Genomic DNA, 17,649 nt, shown 5'->3' with positions numbered 1-17,649 from the left:
TCGATTGGAGGAACCAATGTTCTCGCGCGACACCCTCAGTTATGACCCCATTCCCCTGCCCGACCGATGCGAGATCAGTGATGCGGACATGCAGGACGCAGCTGTGGCTTTCTTTGAAAAGATGCGGCGGCGTCATACCGTTCGGGATTTCTCTACGCGCCCGGTGGCTCGTGATGTGATCGAAACCTGCCTGCGCACCGCGGGAACGGCCCCGTCAGGTGCAAACCACCAGCCCTGGCATTTTGCTGCCGTCTCGGACCCCAAGCTGAAACTGCGCATCCGCGAGGAAGCCGAAGAAGAAGAGCGTCGCTTTTACGCGGGAGGGGCGGGCGATGAATGGATCAAGGCTCTGGAACCCATCGGGACAAACGCGGTCAAGGAACATCTGACCGTCGCCCCGTGGCTGATCGTGGTCTTTGCCCAACGCTGGGGGCAATTCGAAGACGGGACGCGGTACAAGAATTACTACGTGCCGGAAAGTGTGAACATTGCCACCGGCTTTTTGCTGGCGGCGTTGCATCACGCCGGTCTCAGCACGTTGACACATACCCCGAATCCGATGCGGTTTCTGACCGATGCGCTGGGTCGGCCCGCTTCAGAGAAACCGACAATGATCATCGCAGTTGGACACCCCTCGGAAACCGCGACCGTACCTTCTGTGGCAAAGCTGAAGAAGCCTTTGGAAGAGATTTCCTCGTTCTTCTGAGCGGACCTGCATTAGTTCTGAGGCCGGGGGGAATCTTCCCGGTCGGGCGACATCGTCAGGTAGCACGTCACGCAAGCCATCAGACTGGCCGCGACTATGAACGCGACCGCCAAGGCAACCTCATGCATATGGGCGACTGCGGCCAGCGCGGCCGAAAGCAGCACCGCCAACAATCGAGTAAACGATTTGATAGCTGCGGATCCCTGAACGCGTTGCTCCTTGGGCGCGACGTCCAGGAAATAGAGCTTGCGTGCGCTGCTGATCCCGGTCACCGCGACGGTGACGACGAACAGCGCTATCGCATGCAGGTGCACATCGTGATCGATACCCATGTAGTGGAATGCCAGCAGAACACCTCCGGTAGCGGCCACCATGAGTGTCCCGACCACCATGACGGCACGATGAGATTTCATGTTCACGACCTGCCACAAAGGCCCGGACACAAGATAGCCCGAAGCAGATGAAACAATCATCGCGGTCAGTCCCTTGGCCGAGCTGTGATGCGCCTCGGCCGCGATCAGCGCGAAGAACGGGACAGAGAGCGAAACAGCCACCAACAACATTCGCATGACCATGTAACGCCGAAACCACGAGTATTCGAACATGCCCAGAATACCCCGGGCATTGGCCTTGAACGACAGCTTTGCTTTGGGTCCGGTCTTGTTTGCCGGCTCCGCCGAGCGGGCATTCTCTGTCATGGCCAGCATCAAAAGCCCTGACAGCATGAAAAACGCAACCGATACGCCGATCATGGTTGAATGGCGCGAAAAAGGTGGGTTTTCCTTGGTGATCTGATGCACCAGCATGGCAAGACCGATGGCACACAGGCCTCCGCCCCCAAGTTGCAGGTAATGCAGGACCATGCGCGAACGCGAATGGACATGATCGCCCAGCAGATCGGTGAACATCAGGTTCTGCACCTCGTCCACAAGACCGATCACGAAAAAGACCGCCACGAAAACCACTGCGATCAACGGAACGACCCCGGTCGCGGCGGCCACCATTGCCAGGACCAGACAGGATCCGATGATCGCTTCGGTCAGAGCGATTGCGCGTTTCTTTTGCGATTTCGCCGCGACGGATTGCGCCAGAAAGAAATCGGAAATCATGCTGCCAATCATTCGCACCGAAACCAGCGCGCCCGCCACGAACATCGGCAGTTCGAATGACACGGCCAGAAACGGCAAAACCACCGATGGGCTGCCCAGAGTCCACGCAACCTGAGACACGATACTCTGCCCAGCAAGAACCGGCACGTTTCGCTTGGCCTTTTCAGCAGTCGCATCCATCGTGGATCTTTCGGTGGCGTTGTCTCGGAAATTCCGGGTTTTTCCAGCCTATGCGTTTCGAAGGGTTCAGCCAACAACTCTTCGAAACTGTCCGAAAACGAAAAAACCCGACGGTTGAGCCGGGTTTCGCCGTCAAGATCCGCAACAGCTCAGAGCTGTGCCATCACCTCATCCGAGGCCTCGAAATTGGTCGTGACACGCTGTACGTCGTCATCGTCTTCCAGCGCATCCACCAGCTTCATCAGCTTTTGCATGTCTTCCAGACCCAGCTCGGTCGTGGTGGTCGGCTTCCAGACCAATTTGGTGGATTCCGATTCACCCAGCGCAGCTTCCAACGCGTTCGAAACGTCGTTCAGATCCGTATCCGCACACCAGATGATGTGGCCATCCTCTGAACTTTCGACATCTTCCGCGCCGGCCTCAATGGCGGCTTCGAATATGGTGTCTGCGTCACCCGCCGTTGCCGGGTAAATCACTTCGCCCTTGCGCTCGAACATGAACCCGACCGAGCCCGTCTCGCCCAGATTGCCGCCGTTCTTGGAAAAGGTCGAACGCACGGTCGACGCGGTGCGGTTGCGGTTGTCCGTCATGGTTTCAACAATCACGGCCACGCCGTTGGGGCCATAGCCCTCATAGCGGATTTCTTCGTAATCGTCGCCTTCACCGGCGGTGGACTTTTTGATCGCGCGGTCAATCACATCCTTGGGAACCGAGTTCGACTTGGCCTCTTTCACGGCCAGACGCAAGCGCGGGTTCTTGTCGGGATCGGGGTCACCCATCTTGGCGGCAACGGTGATCTCTTTCGACAGTTTGGAAAACAGTTTGGACCGCGCGGCGTCCTGACGCCCCTTGCGGTGCTGGATATTGGCCCATTTTGAGTGGCCTGCCATAATGCGTCCTCGTCATCGTGATTGCGTGTTCGGCGCTGATATAGACGTTTGCAGGGGGCAGGATCAAGAGAGCGGCTTGCGACGGCTTCACCGGCTAGTATGGTGACGACATGACGACAGACCAGATCATTCTTTTTGCGCTTTTCATCACCGTCTTCGGAATGCTGCTGTGGGGCCGGTTTCGATACGACCTCGTGGCCTTTGCCGCGCTGATGATTGGCGTTGTGCTGGGCGTCGTGCCCGTGGATGGTGCCTTTGCCGGGTTCGGCCATCCCGCGACCATCATCGTGGCGCTGGTTTTGGTGGTTTCTGCCGGTTTAGTCCGATCAGGCGCAGTGTTCCTGATCACCCGCACGCTGGTTGATGCCTCGCGGGGCTTAGGTGCGCATATCGCCCTGATGGGTGGGATCGGCGCGGTTCTGTCGGCCTTTATGAACAACGTGGCGGCGCTGGCGTTGCTGATGCCCGTGGACATCCAGACCGCACGCAAGGCCGGACGATCGGTGGGCCTGTCGCTGATGCCGCTGAGCTTTGCCACCATTCTGGGGGGGATGGCCACACTGATCGGCACGCCTCCGAACATCATCATCGCGTCGATCCGGGCCGAAACACTGGGCGAGCCGTTTCACATGTTCGATTTTGCCCCGGTCGGTGGGCTGGCCGCAATCACCGGTCTTGCCTTTGTCGCACTGGTGGGCTGGCGCCTGATCCCCAATCGCGGACCGCAGGCCGAGACATCGGAAACTTTGGCCGAATACATCGCCGAGCTGACCGTCCCCCCGGAATCCGCCCATATCGGCAAACGGGTCAGCGAGCTTTATGAGGTGGCCGAGAAATCGGACGTGGCCATCATCGGTTTGATCCGGGATGGCAAACGGCGCTATGGCCGGTCGGCGCACGCCGTTTTGCAGGAAGGTGACGCGCTGGTTCTGGAAGCCCGACCCGAGGCGCTGGACGAGTTTCGCGCAGCGCTCAATCTCGACTTCTCGGACACGCGCCGGCAGGAGTTGCTGACGGCCGAGGGTGACGGGCTGGAAGTGATTGAAGTCGTCGTGCCGGAAAGCGCGCGCATCACAGGCCGCACGGCACAAGGGCTTGGGCTGGCCTGGCGGCAAAGCACCGTTCTGATGGGCATCTCACGCCAGGGGCGCAGGATTACCGAACAGGTCCGCAAGACCGAGGTGGAACCGGGCGATATTCTGCTGCTGCTCTGCCCCCGCGACCGCGCTGCGGATGTCACGGAATGGCTGGGTTGCCTGCCCCTTGCCGGACGCGGGCTGAACGTTACTGCAAACGACAAGGCATGGCTGGCCATCGGTCTGTTTGCCGCCGCTGTTTTGGCCGCAAGTGTCGGGTTGATCTACCTTCCCATTGCTTTGGGGCTGGTCGTGATTGCTTATGTGCTGACCAAGATCATGCCGATCACCGACATTTACAATCACATCGAATGGCCGGTGGTCGTACTGCTGGGGTCTATGATCCCCCTGGGCAGTGCCTTGGAGACCTCGGGCGGCACCGAACTGATCGCAAACGCCCTGATTCAACTGACCGATGGTCTGCCCGCCTGGGCCATTCTGACCGTATTGATGGTTGTCACGATGACTTTGTCGGACGTGTTGAACAACACCGCCACCGCCATTGTCGCCGCGCCTGTCGGGATACAGATGGCACGCACGCTCGAGGTGTCACCCGACCCGTTCCTGATGACCGTGGCCGTTGCGGCTTCGGCTGCGTTCCTTACCCCCATCGGGCACAAGAACAACACGCTGGTTCTAGGGCCCGGCGGCTATCGGTTCGGAGATTACTGGCGCATGGGATTGCCGCTGGAAGTGCTGATCATAGCCGTTTCTGTTCCCGCCATTCTTGTATTCTGGCCGCTGTGACGGGTAAAGGCTGCGTATGAAACCGTTTTTGATCCTGCAACTGCGCCCCGAAACAGATGCGTCCGATGCCGAATATGCCTCGATCCTGAACCGGAGCGGGTTGTCTCCTGAACAGACGCATCGCATCCGTTTGGATTGCGACGACCTGCCAGAAGGGTTGGATGTCACGGACTATGCCGGTGTCATCGTAGGCGGCGGACCGGGATGCGTCAGTGACGACCCGGCGACCAAATCCCCGCTGGATGCCCGGATCGAGGCTGCGATCATGGGGTTGATGCCGCAGATCATCGCGCAAGATCACCCGTTCATGGGCTGCTGCTATGGCCTTGGCATTCTGGCGGCGTATCTGGGCGGCGACGTCAGCAAGGCGCGGTATGGCGAACCCGTTGGGCCATCCACGTGCCATTTGACCCCGGAAGGGCAGCGGGATCCGTTGACCGCCGGGTTGGAACCCACCTTCGACGCTTTCGTTGGCCACAAGGAAGCGGTTCAGGCTCTGCCGAAAGGATGCGTTCACCTTGTCGCGTCAGACCCCTGCCCGTTCCAGATGATCCGTTGGGCGCAGAACGTATACGCCACGCAGTTCCACCCCGAAGCAGACGCCAGGGATTTTGAACAGCGCATCAATATCTACAAGAACCACGGCTATTTCCCGCCTGAAGACGCGCAAAAACTGATCGACCACTGCCATTCGGCCGATGTCACGCAGCCGGGCGAGATCCTGCGCCGGTTCGTCCGACGATACGAATGACCCAACGGCGCGGTTGCCTGCGCCTTGCCCCCTCGCATAGGCTGATCTGACGCAACTTTGGGAGGAGTTGTCCTTGGATTTGCTTTTGAATGTCGGCTTGCCGGTGTCGCTTGCCATTATCATGTTGTCTCTTGGCATCGGGCTGGAGGTGGCAGACTTCCGTCGTGTCCTGAGCCGGCGACGCGCCTTTGCCATCGGGGCGGCAAGCCAGATTGTTCTCTTGCCAGTCGCGGCCTTCGTGACGGTCACAATCTTTGCATTGCCCCCCGAGATCGCGGTTGGTTTCATGCTGCTCAGTTTTTGCCCGGGCGGCGTAACCAGCAACATCCTCTCCAAGCTCGCCAAAGCCGATGTCGCGCTTTCGGTCAGCCTGACCGCCGTGATCAGCCTTTTGTCGATGGTGACCGTGCCAATACTGGCCGCGTGGTCGATCGCGCATTTCATGGGCGACGAAGCCCCCGAGGTTTCGATCACCGGGCTGGCTGTTGCATTGTTTCTGATAACAACGCTTCCCGTGGGCATCGGGGTCGGAGTTCGCAACTTTGCAACAGGGTTTGCAAACCGCGTAGAGCCGGGATTGTCGACGCTCGCGACCGTTTTGTTCGTGCTGATCGTTGCCGCGGCACTGGCCGGGAACTGGCAATTGTTCGTCGACAATCTTGGCATCATGGGCGCAGGCTTGATTTCTTTGAATATCGCCCTGCTGTTCATCGGGCTGGGGCTGGCGCGGATATCAAACCTGTCCTGGAATGAGTGCAAGACGATCTCGATCGAAACCGGAATTCAAAACTCCACGCTGGGCATTACACTGGCGGCGCTGATCACGAATACCGAAAGCGGGTTCAGCCCGCTGGCCCTGCCCTCGGCAGTTTATGGCATTACGATGTACGCCGTGGTTCTGCCGTTTCTTGTCTGGTTCCGCAGGCGCTGAAAGGACCGTTATGACAAACAACACTGCTGATGCGATCGTAATCGGTGCTGGTCTGGCCGGATTGGCCGCCGCGGCCGAACTGGGCGACCGAGGCAAAAAGGTAATAATACTCGATCAGGAACCAGAAGGTTTTCTGGGCGGTCAGGCCTTCTGGAGCCTGGGTGGCCTGTTCATGGTCGACACGCCGGAACAACGCCGCATGGGTATCCGCGACAGCCACGATCTGGCGCTGCACGACTGGATGGGAAGCGCGCAGTTTGACCGCGAAGAAGACACCTGGCCCCGCAAATGGGCCGAGGCCTATGTCGAGTTCGCCGCCGGTGAAATGCGCCCCTGGCTGCATGACATGGGCCTGCGCTGGTTTCCGGTCGTGGGCTGGGCTGAACGTGGCGGGTCTTATGCAAACGGGCATGGCAATTCCGTCCCGCGCTTTCACATCACCTGGGGCACCGGACCCGGTGTGCTGGAGCACTTCATCCGCCGGGTCCGCGCCCATGTCAGCGCCGGTCTGATCCAGCTGAAGTTCCGCCATCAGGTCAGCCATATCATCATGCAGAACGGCGAGGCCAAGGGCGTCTCGGGCGAGGTTTTGGCCGATGACGCGGCCCCGCGCGGCGGCAAGACCAACCGCGACGAGGTCGGCGAGTTCGAGGTCTATGCACCCTCGGTCATCGTCACCTCGGGCGGGATAGGTGGCAATTTCGAGATGGTGCGCCAGAACTGGCCCCGCGACCGCCTGGGCGAACCGCCCAAGGACATGGTGGCGGGTGTGCCCTTCCATGTGGATGGTCGGATGATCGCCATCAGCGAAAAGGCCGGTGGCCATGTCATCAACGGCGACCGTATGTGGCATTACACCGAAGGTGTGTGCAACTGGGATCCGATCTGGCCCGCCCATGGCATTCGCATTCTGCCCGGCCCCAGTTCAATGTGGTTCGACGCCAAGGGAAACCGTCTGGAACCGCCCTGCCTGCCGGGATTCGATACGCTGGGAACGTTGAAGGAAATCCTGAAAACTGGATACGAATACAGCTGGTTTGTTCTGACCCAAAAGGTCATCAAGAAGGAATTCGCTCTGTCCGGGTCCGAACAGAACCCCGATTTCACCTCGGGCAGCTGGAAAGAGGTGATCCGTCAGCGCATTCTGTCCGGTTCCAAGGCAACTGCACCGGTCGAGGCGTTCAAGGAACACGGCGAGGATTTCGTCGTGGCCAACACGCTGACCGAACTGGTGAGCGGCATGAACCATCTGGGCGGGGGTCTGATCGACGAGGCGCATCTGCGCGCCCAGATCGAAGCACGGGATTCACAGGTGGACAATCCTTTCTCAAAAGATGCGCAGATGATGGCGATCCTGGCGGCGCGCAACTATCGCGGCGACAAGCTGATCCGCACCGCCAAACCGCACAAGTTCCTGGACCCAAAGAACGGCCCGCTGATCGCAGTCAAGCTGCACGTGCTGACCCGCAAGACACTGGGCGGTTTGCAGACCAATTTGGACAGTCAGATGATCGGCGCCGACGGTCAGGTTGTGCCGGGCCTGTTCGCAGCCGGCGAAGTCGCCGGATTCGGTGGCGGTGGTTATCACGGTTACAACGCGCTTGAGGGAACCTTCCTGGGCGGCTGCATCTTTTCGGGTCGCAACGCCGGGCGATCGAGGGCCATCGCGTGACAGCCCTGCCCTATTACTTGCGCATCATTTTGATCACCGGCTCACCCTGAGCATCCAGCAAGGCCAGCGCGTTGCCTTGCATCGCGAAGGTCGTGACACTTTGCATCGCCTTGAGAAACTGCCGCTCGACCTCATCCAGCGGGGGTGGGCAAGCCATGAGCGTTGCAGCCATATTGTCCGGGAACGCAATCCGATTGTCAGAAATCTCGGCCTGGCCACTGAACCGGTTGCAACCGCCGCTGCCTGAAAATGCCCCGCCCTGCCCAAAAGCAAGTTCAGGACGTTTCTCTGTCTCGACAGCCGCACCATTGAGGCCCGAAGCGACCCATTCGGTGTTTTCCAGCATCGCGGCACCTTGGTGTTGCACCTGTATCATCAGCAGGTCAGCAGAATTCTCGGCCCCATGTGTCAGTACCGGATAAACGGTATCCGTGGTGAACAACAGCTTTTGCCCCTGCATGACCGAAGCACGCACGGCGTATCTGCGCCCGTCCTGAATCAATGCGTCATCATAGGTCAGTTCGAACTGCGCCGGCACACCGGTCAAGGCATATCTCTGCGCGGCAAGCGTTTCGGCCGGCGCATCCGCCAATGAGATATCCTGAAGCTCGACGAACAAGGTCGTGTCAGGCGGAAGCGCAATACGCTCTCGGTAGGTTGCAGTTCCTTCGACGGTTCCGGCAAGCGATGCGCCGCTCAAAACGGTGGCGAAAACAACTGCAGGAAACGTGGAGCGGCCGAATGTCAGCATGGCAGTACCCCTTAAAGTAATATTTCTACAAAAGATTGCTGTTCATCCGACATTTACAAGTACGCCGCCGATAAAGCGGCAAATCTGTGCCGATGTCATAACGGCCAGATCAACGGGATCAGCAGAGACGCCAACAATCCGACCGTCAGGTTCAGCGGCACACCGACCTTCATGAAGTCGGTGAACCTGTAGCCCCCGGGGCCATAGACCATCATGTTCGTCTGGTATCCGATCGGAGTAGCAAAAGATGCCGAAGCCGCCACCATGACCGCGACGACCAGTGGGCGCGGATCTATTCCGACCGCCTGAGCCAGACCGATGGCGATCGGGGTGACCACAACCGCCACGGCGTTGTTGGAAACCAGTTCGGTCAGCACCGAGGTCAGCAGGTAAATCGCCCAGATAATGAGGAATGGCGGCAAGACACTGAGCCCCGGCGCAACGGCCTCGACGATCAGAGAAACCGCGCCCGAGCTGTCAAGCGCGGCCCCTATGCCCAGCATCGCGAAGATCAATGCCAACAGGCGACCTTCCACAAAAGAAAATGCCTCATCCGCATCGATACAGCGGGTTAGCAGAACCACGGCGCAGGCCACAATCGACAACAACAGGATGGGCGCAATGCCCAGCGCGGCAAGGGCAACAATCCCTACAAGAGCCCCAATCGCAATCGGTGCATGGCTTCGACGGAAGGCACGAGCCGACGGCTGGGTGACGTCCACCATGTCCATTTCCGCCGCCAGCCGCTGGATATCCGCCGGGGCACCTTCCAAAAGCAGCGTATCCCCAACCCTAACCACCAAGTCATCCAGTTGACGGCCGATATTCTGGTTGCGACGGTGCACCGCCAGCACGTAAACGCCATAACGACGCCGAAGCCGCATCATTCCAAGGGTCCGCCCCACCATCCGGCAACCGGGCGTGATCAGCACCTCAACCGTCTTGGTTTCAACGGCAGACACCTGGTCCACGCGCTTGAGTTCCTTGTTGCTTTGCAAGCTCAACAACTCGGTCATCTCGGTTCGCAACACGACACGGTCGCCGACCCGCAGTTCGACGCCCTTGAGGTTTCGCCGCAGGGATTCATCCCCTCGGAGAACATCGATCAAGCGTACACCCGGCCGCTTGAACAGTTGAACTCCTGTCACTTCGCGCCCGATCAGGTTGCTGTCCGGCGGAATGACGGCCTCGGTAAAGAACTTCATCTTGGACCGGTCGCTGAGCAGCGACGCCATGCTGTCCCGCTCGGGCAAAAGTTTGGGCGCGATGAACCGCAAATAGATCATGCCGTAGATCACCAGCGCGATCCCCAGCGGCGTGACTTCGAAAATCGTAAAGGGTTTCATCCCCTGCGCGCGGGCCACGCCATCGACCAGCAGGTTGGTGGACGTGCCGATCAATGTCAGCGTGCCGCCCAGAATAGCCGCATAACTCAGCGGAATCAGCAATTTGGACGCGGGAACATTCAGGGTGCGGGCGATTTGCACAAAGACCGGTATCATCACCACGACCACTGGCGTATTCGAAACCACCGCCGAGGCCAGCACGACAAACCCCATGAGCAATGCGATTGCGATACGCGGGTTCACCTGAGCTTGCTTTTGCGCGGTCGATGTGAACGAGTCCAAGGCTCCGGTCCGCACCAAAGCACCCATGATGATGAACATCGCGGCAATCGTCCAGGGTGCCGGGTTGGACAGAACTGCAAGCGCATTTTGATAGGGCAGAATGCCGGTTACAAGCATCAGTGAAACACCACCAATGGCCACGACCTCGGTCGGATAAACCTCGCGCAGGAACATGATGAACATGCCCGCAACGATGACCAGCGCCAGAACCGCGCTTCCTGTGTCTGTCAGTGAAAGGAAATTCATTCGTGGTATTCTGTCCGAACCCGGGCCCAAGCGCCTGATGACATGCAGTTTCACGCATTGCGCCCGACAGAGCAAGCCTGACGATGACTATTCGGGCCCGGCTTGTTCCAGGCGCCCTCCGACGCGCACCATACGCACGGTTTTGGCCTGTCCGTCACGATCATCGGCTTCCACGAACACGCCGCTCAGTGTGGCCTCGCCGTTTGCAGGAGTAAAGCGCGCCTTGGGCATACCGGTGATGAACCGTCGCATGGGCTCCTGCTTGTCCATGCCGATGACCGAATCGTAATCTCCGCACATGCCGGCATCGGTCAAATAAGCGGTGCCACCCGGCAGAATCTGGGAATCAGCCGTCGGGACATGGGTATGCGTTCCCACCACAAGGCTTGCACGTTTGTCGCAGTAGTGCCCCATCGCCATCTTCTCGGACGTGGCCTCGCAATGCATGTCCACGATGATCGCCTGCGCCTGCCCGCCTCTGGGATGGGATTTCAGGATCGGTTCGATAGCCGAGAATGGATCGTCGAACGGGCGTTTCATAAAGACCTGACCCAGCACCTGAACGACCAGAACCTTGCGTCCCCCCGGGGCCGTGAACAGCCGATGACCCCGCCCCGGCGCGCCTTTGGCGAAGTTCACGGGTCGTATGATGCGCTGTTCCTTCTCGATGAATTGCAGCATGTCTTTCTGGTCGAACGCATGATCGCCCAGCGTCAGGCAATCCGCTCCGGCGTCGAGCAACAGCCTGGCGTGATCTCCGCTCAGCCCCATGCCGTTCGACGCGTTTTCGCCATTGACCACGACAAAATCCAGCCGCCATTCGTCGCGCAGGCGCGGCAAATGCTGCTGAACGGCAGCGCGGCCCGCGCGCCCCATGACATCACCAAGAAACAGAATCCTCATGATCCGGGTCGTAGGGGCTGTACTGGGCAATAACAAGGCGGAAGCGTGAAATTAACGGCAGAACTGGGGGTTGAAATCAAATTCTGCCGTGGCAATGTTTCGATACGTCTCTTGAATACAGAAGGAATTCTGCGTGAAGTCGTCAATTGTTCTGACCGGCTGCCTTTTGGCGGCAACTGCTGCCGCTGCCGAAGGCACCAAGACATCCATGCCCAATCCCGCCGCGACCTTTTGCATCGAAAACGACGGGACCTACCAGCTTCGTAAAAACGAAGACGGCAGTGTCTATGGCGTCTGCATCCTGAAGGACGGCACCGAGGTGGATGCCTGGGACTTTTTGCGCAGCCATTTCGAACAGTAGCAGCTAGAAGGTCAGCACGCGGCTTTCCGTGACAACCATGTCCAGCGGTTGGTCGGTTGGCTCGAGCGGCAGGTCCGCAGCCTCTTGCGCATCAAAAGCAAAACCGATGGCAAGCGTCGGGCGTTTGGCGCGCAAGCCTTCCAGCGTTCGGTCATAAAACCCGCCGCCATACCCCAGGCGGCCACCATTTGCGTCGAAGGCGACGAGCGGAACGATCAGAATTTCGGGGTCGAAATAGTCATCCACCTGGGGCACTTTTGCACCGAACGGGCCATCCTTGAGCACACCGTCCGGCGTCCAGCGAGAGAATTTCAGCGGCTGACCGGCTGCCTGGATGACAGGCACACCCACCGGGCCATAAGCCGATGCTTCGGCCATCGCGGGCACCGGGTCGATCTCGGTCCGGATCGGCATGTAACCTGACAAGGGCACGCCGCGATGGCCTGCCAGAACCTCGGACAAGCGCCCGGCTGCACCCGGCAGGCGCGCATCAAACGCGGCCTTGCGGCGGGCAAAGGCCGCTTTGCGCGCCGCGGCTTTGATGTCGGTCAGATCGGTCACAGTAGCACCACGCTGGCAAGCCCAAGAAATATGAAGAAACCCATGACATCCGTCGTGGTTGTCACAAAGGTTCCCGATGCCAGCGCAGGGTCGATGCCCAAGCGGTCCAGCAAGACAGGTACTACCGTACCTGCGAACCCGGCGATGATCATATTCACGACCAAGGCCGCCCCGATCACGACACCCAGCAGCGGGGAATCGAACCACAGCATCCCGACGGTGCCCAACACGATGGCAAAGCACAGCCCGTTGAGCATGCCAACCAGCAATTCCCGTCGGATCACTCGCATAACGTTTGCATTGGTCAGGTCGCGCGTCGCCAGCGCACGCACCGCCACGGTGAGCGATTGTGTTCCCGCATTGCCGCCCATTGACGCAACGATCGGCATCAGAATGGCCAGCGCGACCAGTTGATCAATCGCAGCCTCGAACTGAGAAATCACCAAAGAGGCACAGATCGCTGTGCACAGATTCACCGCCAACCAGGGCAACCTTCGCCGGCTGGTCGCCGCCACGCTGTCAGACAGCGAGCTTTCGTCGCCAACACCGGCTAGACGCAGGATATCCTCTTCATGCTCTTCATCCAGAACGACCATCGCGTCGTCAATGGTGATGACACCGACCAAACGGCCATCCGCGTCCACCACCGGGGCCGAGATCAGGTGATATTGGTTGAAGGCATAAGCCACGTCTTCCTCATCCTGATCGACGGGGATGATGTGAAACTCCTCTTCTGCCAGATCAATCAGCGGCACTTCACGCCGCGCCGCCATAAGCTTGCCCAACGTTACCTGAGCAACCGGTTTCATGCGCGGATCGACCAGAACGACGTGATAGAACTGCTCGGGCAAATCGTCATTGGCGCGCATGAAGTCGATGGCTTGCCCAACGCTCCAATGTTCGGGCGCCATAACGACTTCCCGCTGCATGAGACGACCGGCCGAGTTCTCGGGGTAGGACAGTGCCTGCTCGGCTGCGATCCTTTCGGAATCCTCCAATGCGTCCAGAATGGTTTCCTGCTGCGGTTCCTCAAGGTCTTCCAGCAGGTCAACGACATCGTCGCTTTCCATCTCGCGCACGGCTTCGGCCAAAACATCCGGGTTCAGAACCGAGATCACCTCTTCACGAACCGATTCATCCAGTTCAGACAGGATGTCGCCGTCAAACTCTTTGTCGTACAGGCGGATCAGGCGCGCCCGGTCAAACGGATTGATCTGTTCAAGAAGGTCTGCAATGTCGGCCGAGTGCAGCGGCTCCATCAACTCAACCAGCTTGTCGCGGTCGTCTATATCCACCGCGTACAGGATCGCCGCAACTGCCTTGGGGTCCAACGCATAGGCGTCTTCATCCCGGGGCTGATCGTGTCCGGCTTCGTCTCTGCCTGTCGTCATGCTCTGCCCCTTTTTGCGATTGGCCCCTAAATAGAAGAAGCAGCTACCGGAAAACAATGACAATGCGCCGATTTACCCACTTCTTTCGTCCGCCTATGCTGGTGTGCGGTTCCAAACAGGTGGAGAACAGGGAAAATGGCGCAAAAGACGCTTTTGAAAGGGCGTGTTCTGAGTTTCACAGGATCACCCTTCGACGGAGAGCCGACCGAGGCAACCCGGCTGGACGAAGCGGTCGTGATCGAACACGGGCGAATTGCAGAGGTCGGCACCGCCGATGCGCTGAAAAAAGCCCATCCTGACGCAGTCACGAAGGATCACGGAACGCGCCTGATCATGGCTGGGTTCGTCGATCCGCATGTGCATTATCCACAGACGGCGATGATCGCCAGCTGGGGCAAACGGCTGATCGACTGGCTGAACACCTACACCTTCCCGGAAGAGATGAAGTTCGGCGATTTCGACTATGCGACCGAGATCGCCAACCGGTATCTGGACCTGACGACCGCCCACGGCACCACGACCATGTGCAGTTTTTGCACGATTCACCCTGAAAGCGTGGATGCCTTTTTCACCGCGGCGCAACAGCGTGGGCAGCGTGTCGTCGCCGGCAAGACCTGCATGGACCGGAACGCGCCCGAAGGGCTGCGCGACACTGCGCAGACGGCTTACGACCAATCCGCCGCCCTGCTGGAAAAATGGCATCGCGTCGACCGCTTGTCCTATGCGATCACGCCGCGCTTTTCACCGACGTCAACCCCGGAACAGCTCGAGGCCATGGGCGCGCTTTGGGCCGAGCATCCCCATTGTCTCATGCAAACCCACCTGAGCGAGCAAACGGATGAAATCGAATGGGTTCGATCCCTGTTCCCTGATGCAAGGGATTATCTGGATACCTACGAGAAATTCGGCCTGTTGGGCCAGAACGGCCTGTATGGCCATGTCATCCATCTGGAAGACCGGGAACGGGATCGGCTGCGCGAGGTCGATGCCTCTTTGATCCATTGCCCCACGTCGAACACCTTCATCGGATCGGGATTGTTTGACATGAACGGGCTGATCCATGATGGCCACCGGATCGGTCTGGCCACGGATACCGGCGGCGGGTCCAGCTTTTCGATGCTGCGCACCATGGCCGCCGCCTATGAGATCGGCCAATTGCGCGGTCGTCCCCTGCATCCGGCGCAATTGCTGTGGTTGGGCACGGTCGGATCGGCCCGAAGCCTGCGCATGGACGACTGCATCGGAAACATAACCCGGGGGATGGAGGCGGATCTGGTCGTGATCGACCTCGCCTCGACCCCCGCCATCGCCCAGCGCGAGGCCCATGCAGAAGACGTTTGGGAAGCGATCTTCCCATCCATCATGATGGGCGATGATCGCGCCGTGGCAGAGGTCTGGATCGGCGGACAGCAGGCGGCTTAGGCCTGCAACGCCCGGGCAAGCGTGTTCTGGCGTTCGATCACGCGGGGCAGGTCGATGGTCGTTATGTGCCCGTCACGTACGATCTGGCGGCCTTCGACGAACAGGTGTTTCACCGACATCGGCCCCGCCAGAAGCAGCGCCGCCGGATCCCAACTGCCCGCGCTTTCGATGCCGCGGGTATCCCACACCGCAATATCGGCACGTTTTCCGGGCATCAGCCGTCCACAATCGGGACGTCCCAACACATCCGCTCCGCCGCGCGTCGCGATCTCGAGCGCTTCGCGGGCCGACATGGCATCTGCACCATTGGCGACCCGTTGCAGCAACATGGCCTGGCGCGCCTCAAGCATGAGGTTGCCATTGTCATTGCTGGCCGATCCATCGGCGCCGAGGCCGACCTTGACGCCCGCATCGCGCATCGCTCGCACCGGTGCGATACCCGATCCGAGGCGGCAATTTGAACAGGGGCAATGGGCCACGCCTGTTTCCGAGCGCGAGAACAGATCAATCTCGGCCACGTCCAGCTTGACGCAATGGGCGTGCCAGACATCCGGGCCGGTCCAGCCCAATTCCTCGGCATATTGCCCCGGGCGGCAGCCGAATTGCGCCTGCGAATAGGCGATATCCTCATCATTCTCGGCCAGATGGGTGTGCAGCATCACGCCCTTGTCCCGCGCCAGCAACGCCGCATCGCGCATCAGGTCCCGGCTGACGGAAAACGGTGAACACGGGGCAAGGCCAACGCGGCACATCGACCCCTCCGACTGGTCGTGAAACGCATCCACGACACGTACCATGTCGTCCAGAATGCCGGCCTCCTTTTCCACCAGATGGTCCGGCGGCAGACCGCCATCGCTCTCGCCGATGCTCATCGCGCCGCGTGTCGGATGAAACCGCATCCCCAGCTCGGACGCCGCCGCGATCGTATCCTCAAGCCGCGCGCCGTTGGGATAGAGGTAAAGGTGATCGGAACTGAGCGTGCACCCCGACAGCGCCAGTTCCGCCAAACCGATCTGGGCCGAGGTGAACATTTCCTCCGGCCCGAAACGCGACCAGATCGGATAGAGCGTTTGCAGCCACCCAAACAGCAACGCATCCTGCCCGCCCGGCACCGCCCGTGTCAGGGTTTGGTAAAGATGGTGGTGGGTATTCACCAGGCCGGGCGTCACCAGACAGCCCGAAACATCATGAACCTCACCCTGTGTTTCCAGTCGCTGCCCGATCCGGGCAATCTGCCCGTCGCGGACCAAAATATCGGCCTTGGACAATTCCTGCCGGGACTCGTCCATCGTCAGGATCAGATCAGCATTCTTGAGTAGGATTTCCGTCATATCGCGCTCCTGCATCTGCCCGTCTCATGCAAGAAGTGCGTCGGCCGGTGGAAAACGGGCGCAAGAACCGGCCATCACCGGTGTAGTTGCCTTTGATGCGCCGGGCAACAGAATTCAGTATTGGCGGAGTATCTCAAGCGCCGCGGCGTGAAGGTCAGCGTTTGCCGCGGCCAGGGCCCGGCCGCCGTGATGTGCGGGGCCGCCCTGCCAATCGGTCACGATACCGCCGGCCGCCTGAATAACGGCAATCGGCGCTTGAATATCATAGGAGTTCAAGCCCGCCTCGATCACCAAATCCGCCTGACCGGCAGCCAGAAGCGCATAGGCATAGCAATCCATTCCATAGCGCGTCAGCTGCACCTGCTCGGACACCGCCTGAAACCCTGCGCGGTCATTCGGGGTTCCAACCTCGGGGAACGTGGTAAACAAGGTCGCCTGATCCAGCGCCCTGGTATCGCGCGTTTGCATTCTTCTGGTGCCCTGCGGACCGGTCATGTGAGCACCGGAAGACGATCCGACAAAGCGCTCTCCGATATACGGCTGATCGATTACACCCATAAAAGGCCCGTCCTGATCACTCAGCGCAATCAGAACACCCCAGGTTGGCGTGCCGCTGATAAACCCGCGGGTCCCATCGATGGGGTCCAGTACCCAGGTGCGGCCACTGGTGCCCGTATGCGCGCCGAACTCCTCGCCCAGCACACCGTCATCCGGGCGCCGCCGCGCCAGAACGTCCCGCATCGCCTGTTCAGCGGCACGATCAGCCACGGTGACCGGGTCGAACCCATCGGCCAGCTTGTTCGTGGTTTCCAGATTTGTTTGACGAAAAAAGGGGAGTATGGCCTCACGCGCAGCTTCGGCCATTTCTTCGGCAATTTCGATATCGCTCTGTGTCGTCAGTTGCATGACCCTGAGGTGCGAGCAATCCGCGAC

Annotated in this window: 16 protein-coding genes; 7 read left to right on the top strand and 9 right to left on the bottom strand. The window is 59.8% G+C overall.

Translation table 11 applies throughout. The features are described 5' to 3' along the window. The first annotated feature begins 16 nt into the window (after positions 1–16). Positions 17–706, top strand: a complete 690-nt coding sequence (locus tag GOW31_RS00440; RefSeq protein ID WP_171167122.1) for a nitroreductase family protein — start codon at positions 17–19, stop codon at positions 704–706. An 11-nt stretch (positions 707–717) separates the two neighbouring features. Here the strand turns inward: GOW31_RS00440 and GOW31_RS00435 are convergent, their stop codons facing one another. Beyond that, a complete protein-coding gene (locus tag GOW31_RS00435) occupies positions 718–1,995 on the bottom strand; it encodes an MFS transporter (protein ID WP_171167120.1) in 1,278 nt (425 codons plus the stop codon). A 149-nt stretch (positions 1,996–2,144) separates the two neighbouring features. Beyond that, on the bottom strand, positions 2,145–2,885 hold the full coding sequence (locus GOW31_RS00430) for a YebC/PmpR family DNA-binding transcriptional regulator (RefSeq protein ID WP_152458737.1): 741 nt from the start codon (positions 2,883–2,885) through the stop codon (positions 2,145–2,147). Between the two features lie 110 nt (positions 2,886–2,995). Here GOW31_RS00430 and GOW31_RS00425 point away from each other — a divergent pair, with 110 nt between their 5' ends. The 4 genes from GOW31_RS00425 to GOW31_RS00410 all read left to right on the top strand — a co-directional run bounded on the left by GOW31_RS00425 (position 2,996) and on the right by GOW31_RS00410 (position 8,122). After that, positions 2,996–4,768 (top strand): SLC13 family permease, encoded by a 1,773-nt coding sequence (locus tag GOW31_RS00425; protein WP_171167118.1) that lies wholly within the window; start codon positions 2,996–2,998, stop codon positions 4,766–4,768. Between the two features lie 16 nt (positions 4,769–4,784). Further along, entirely contained in the window at positions 4,785–5,519 is a 735-nt protein-coding gene (locus GOW31_RS00420; protein ID WP_171167116.1) for a glutamine amidotransferase, read from the top strand. A gap of 73 nt (positions 5,520–5,592) precedes the next feature. After that, positions 5,593–6,450 carry a bile acid:sodium symporter family protein gene (locus tag GOW31_RS00415; RefSeq protein WP_152458740.1) on the top strand — a complete coding sequence of 286 codons (858 nt, stop codon included), beginning with the start codon at positions 5,593–5,595 and terminating at the stop codon, positions 6,448–6,450. A 10-nt stretch (positions 6,451–6,460) separates the two neighbouring features. Next, positions 6,461–8,122: an FAD-binding dehydrogenase gene (locus GOW31_RS00410; RefSeq protein ID WP_171167114.1), complete on the top strand. Its 1,662-nt coding sequence runs from the start codon at positions 6,461–6,463 to the stop codon at positions 8,120–8,122. 13 nt (positions 8,123–8,135) lie between these two features. On the opposite strand, the gene GOW31_RS00405 is transcribed toward GOW31_RS00410, so the two are convergent. The 3 genes from GOW31_RS00405 to GOW31_RS00395 all read right to left on the bottom strand — a co-directional run bounded on the left by GOW31_RS00405 (position 8,136) and on the right by GOW31_RS00395 (position 11,650). Next, positions 8,136–8,873, bottom strand: coding sequence for a YbaY family lipoprotein (locus GOW31_RS00405; protein WP_171167112.1), 738 nt, complete (start codon positions 8,871–8,873; stop codon positions 8,136–8,138). A gap of 95 nt (positions 8,874–8,968) precedes the next feature. Continuing rightward, positions 8,969–10,747 carry an SLC13 family permease gene (locus GOW31_RS00400; RefSeq protein ID WP_152458742.1) on the bottom strand — a complete coding sequence of 593 codons (1,779 nt, stop codon included), beginning with the start codon at positions 10,745–10,747 and terminating at the stop codon, positions 8,969–8,971. A gap of 87 nt (positions 10,748–10,834) precedes the next feature. Continuing rightward, entirely contained in the window at positions 10,835–11,650 is an 816-nt protein-coding gene (locus tag GOW31_RS00395; RefSeq protein WP_171167110.1) for a TIGR00282 family metallophosphoesterase, read from the bottom strand. Positions 11,651–11,783: 133 nt separating this feature from the next. Here GOW31_RS00395 and GOW31_RS00390 point away from each other — a divergent pair, with 133 nt between their 5' ends. Next, positions 11,784–12,011 carry a DUF333 domain-containing protein gene (locus tag GOW31_RS00390; protein ID WP_371813678.1) on the top strand — a complete coding sequence of 76 codons (228 nt, stop codon included), beginning with the start codon at positions 11,784–11,786 and terminating at the stop codon, positions 12,009–12,011. A 3-nt stretch (positions 12,012–12,014) separates the two neighbouring features. Here the strand turns inward: GOW31_RS00390 and GOW31_RS00385 are convergent, their stop codons facing one another. Together GOW31_RS00385 and mgtE are read right to left on the bottom strand one after the other, a co-directional pair. Next, complete coding sequence (locus GOW31_RS00385; RefSeq protein ID WP_171114779.1) at positions 12,015–12,572, bottom strand: 5-formyltetrahydrofolate cyclo-ligase; 558 nt, start codon at positions 12,570–12,572, stop codon at positions 12,015–12,017. Then, entirely contained in the window at positions 12,569–13,963 is a 1,395-nt protein-coding gene (mgtE, locus tag GOW31_RS00380) for a magnesium transporter (RefSeq protein WP_171167108.1), read from the bottom strand. Before mgtE ends, GOW31_RS00385 begins: the two co-directional genes overlap by 4 nt. A 135-nt stretch (positions 13,964–14,098) precedes the next feature. Between mgtE and guaD the strand changes: the two genes are divergently transcribed. Next, positions 14,099–15,385 (top strand): guanine deaminase, encoded by a 1,287-nt coding sequence (gene guaD / locus GOW31_RS00375; protein WP_171114775.1) that lies wholly within the window; start codon positions 14,099–14,101, stop codon positions 15,383–15,385. Here guaD and GOW31_RS00370 read toward each other — a convergent pair. Both GOW31_RS00370 and hisN read right to left on the bottom strand, forming a co-directional pair. Beyond that, entirely contained in the window at positions 15,382–16,716 is a 1,335-nt protein-coding gene (locus GOW31_RS00370; protein WP_171167105.1) for an 8-oxoguanine deaminase, read from the bottom strand. The two genes, guaD and GOW31_RS00370, sit on opposite strands and share 4 nt — an antisense overlap. Before the next feature lie 114 nt (positions 16,717–16,830). Beyond that, positions 16,831–17,622, bottom strand: coding sequence for a histidinol-phosphatase (hisN, locus tag GOW31_RS00365; protein WP_171167104.1), 792 nt, complete (start codon positions 17,620–17,622; stop codon positions 16,831–16,833). Positions 17,623–17,649 lie beyond the last annotated feature (27 nt).

Source organism: Ruegeria sp. HKCCA0370, from assembly GCF_013033705.1.
Lineage (GTDB): Bacteria > Pseudomonadota > Alphaproteobacteria > Rhodobacterales > Rhodobacteraceae > Ruegeria.
This window is presented reverse-complemented; position numbering and strand designations above follow the sequence as displayed.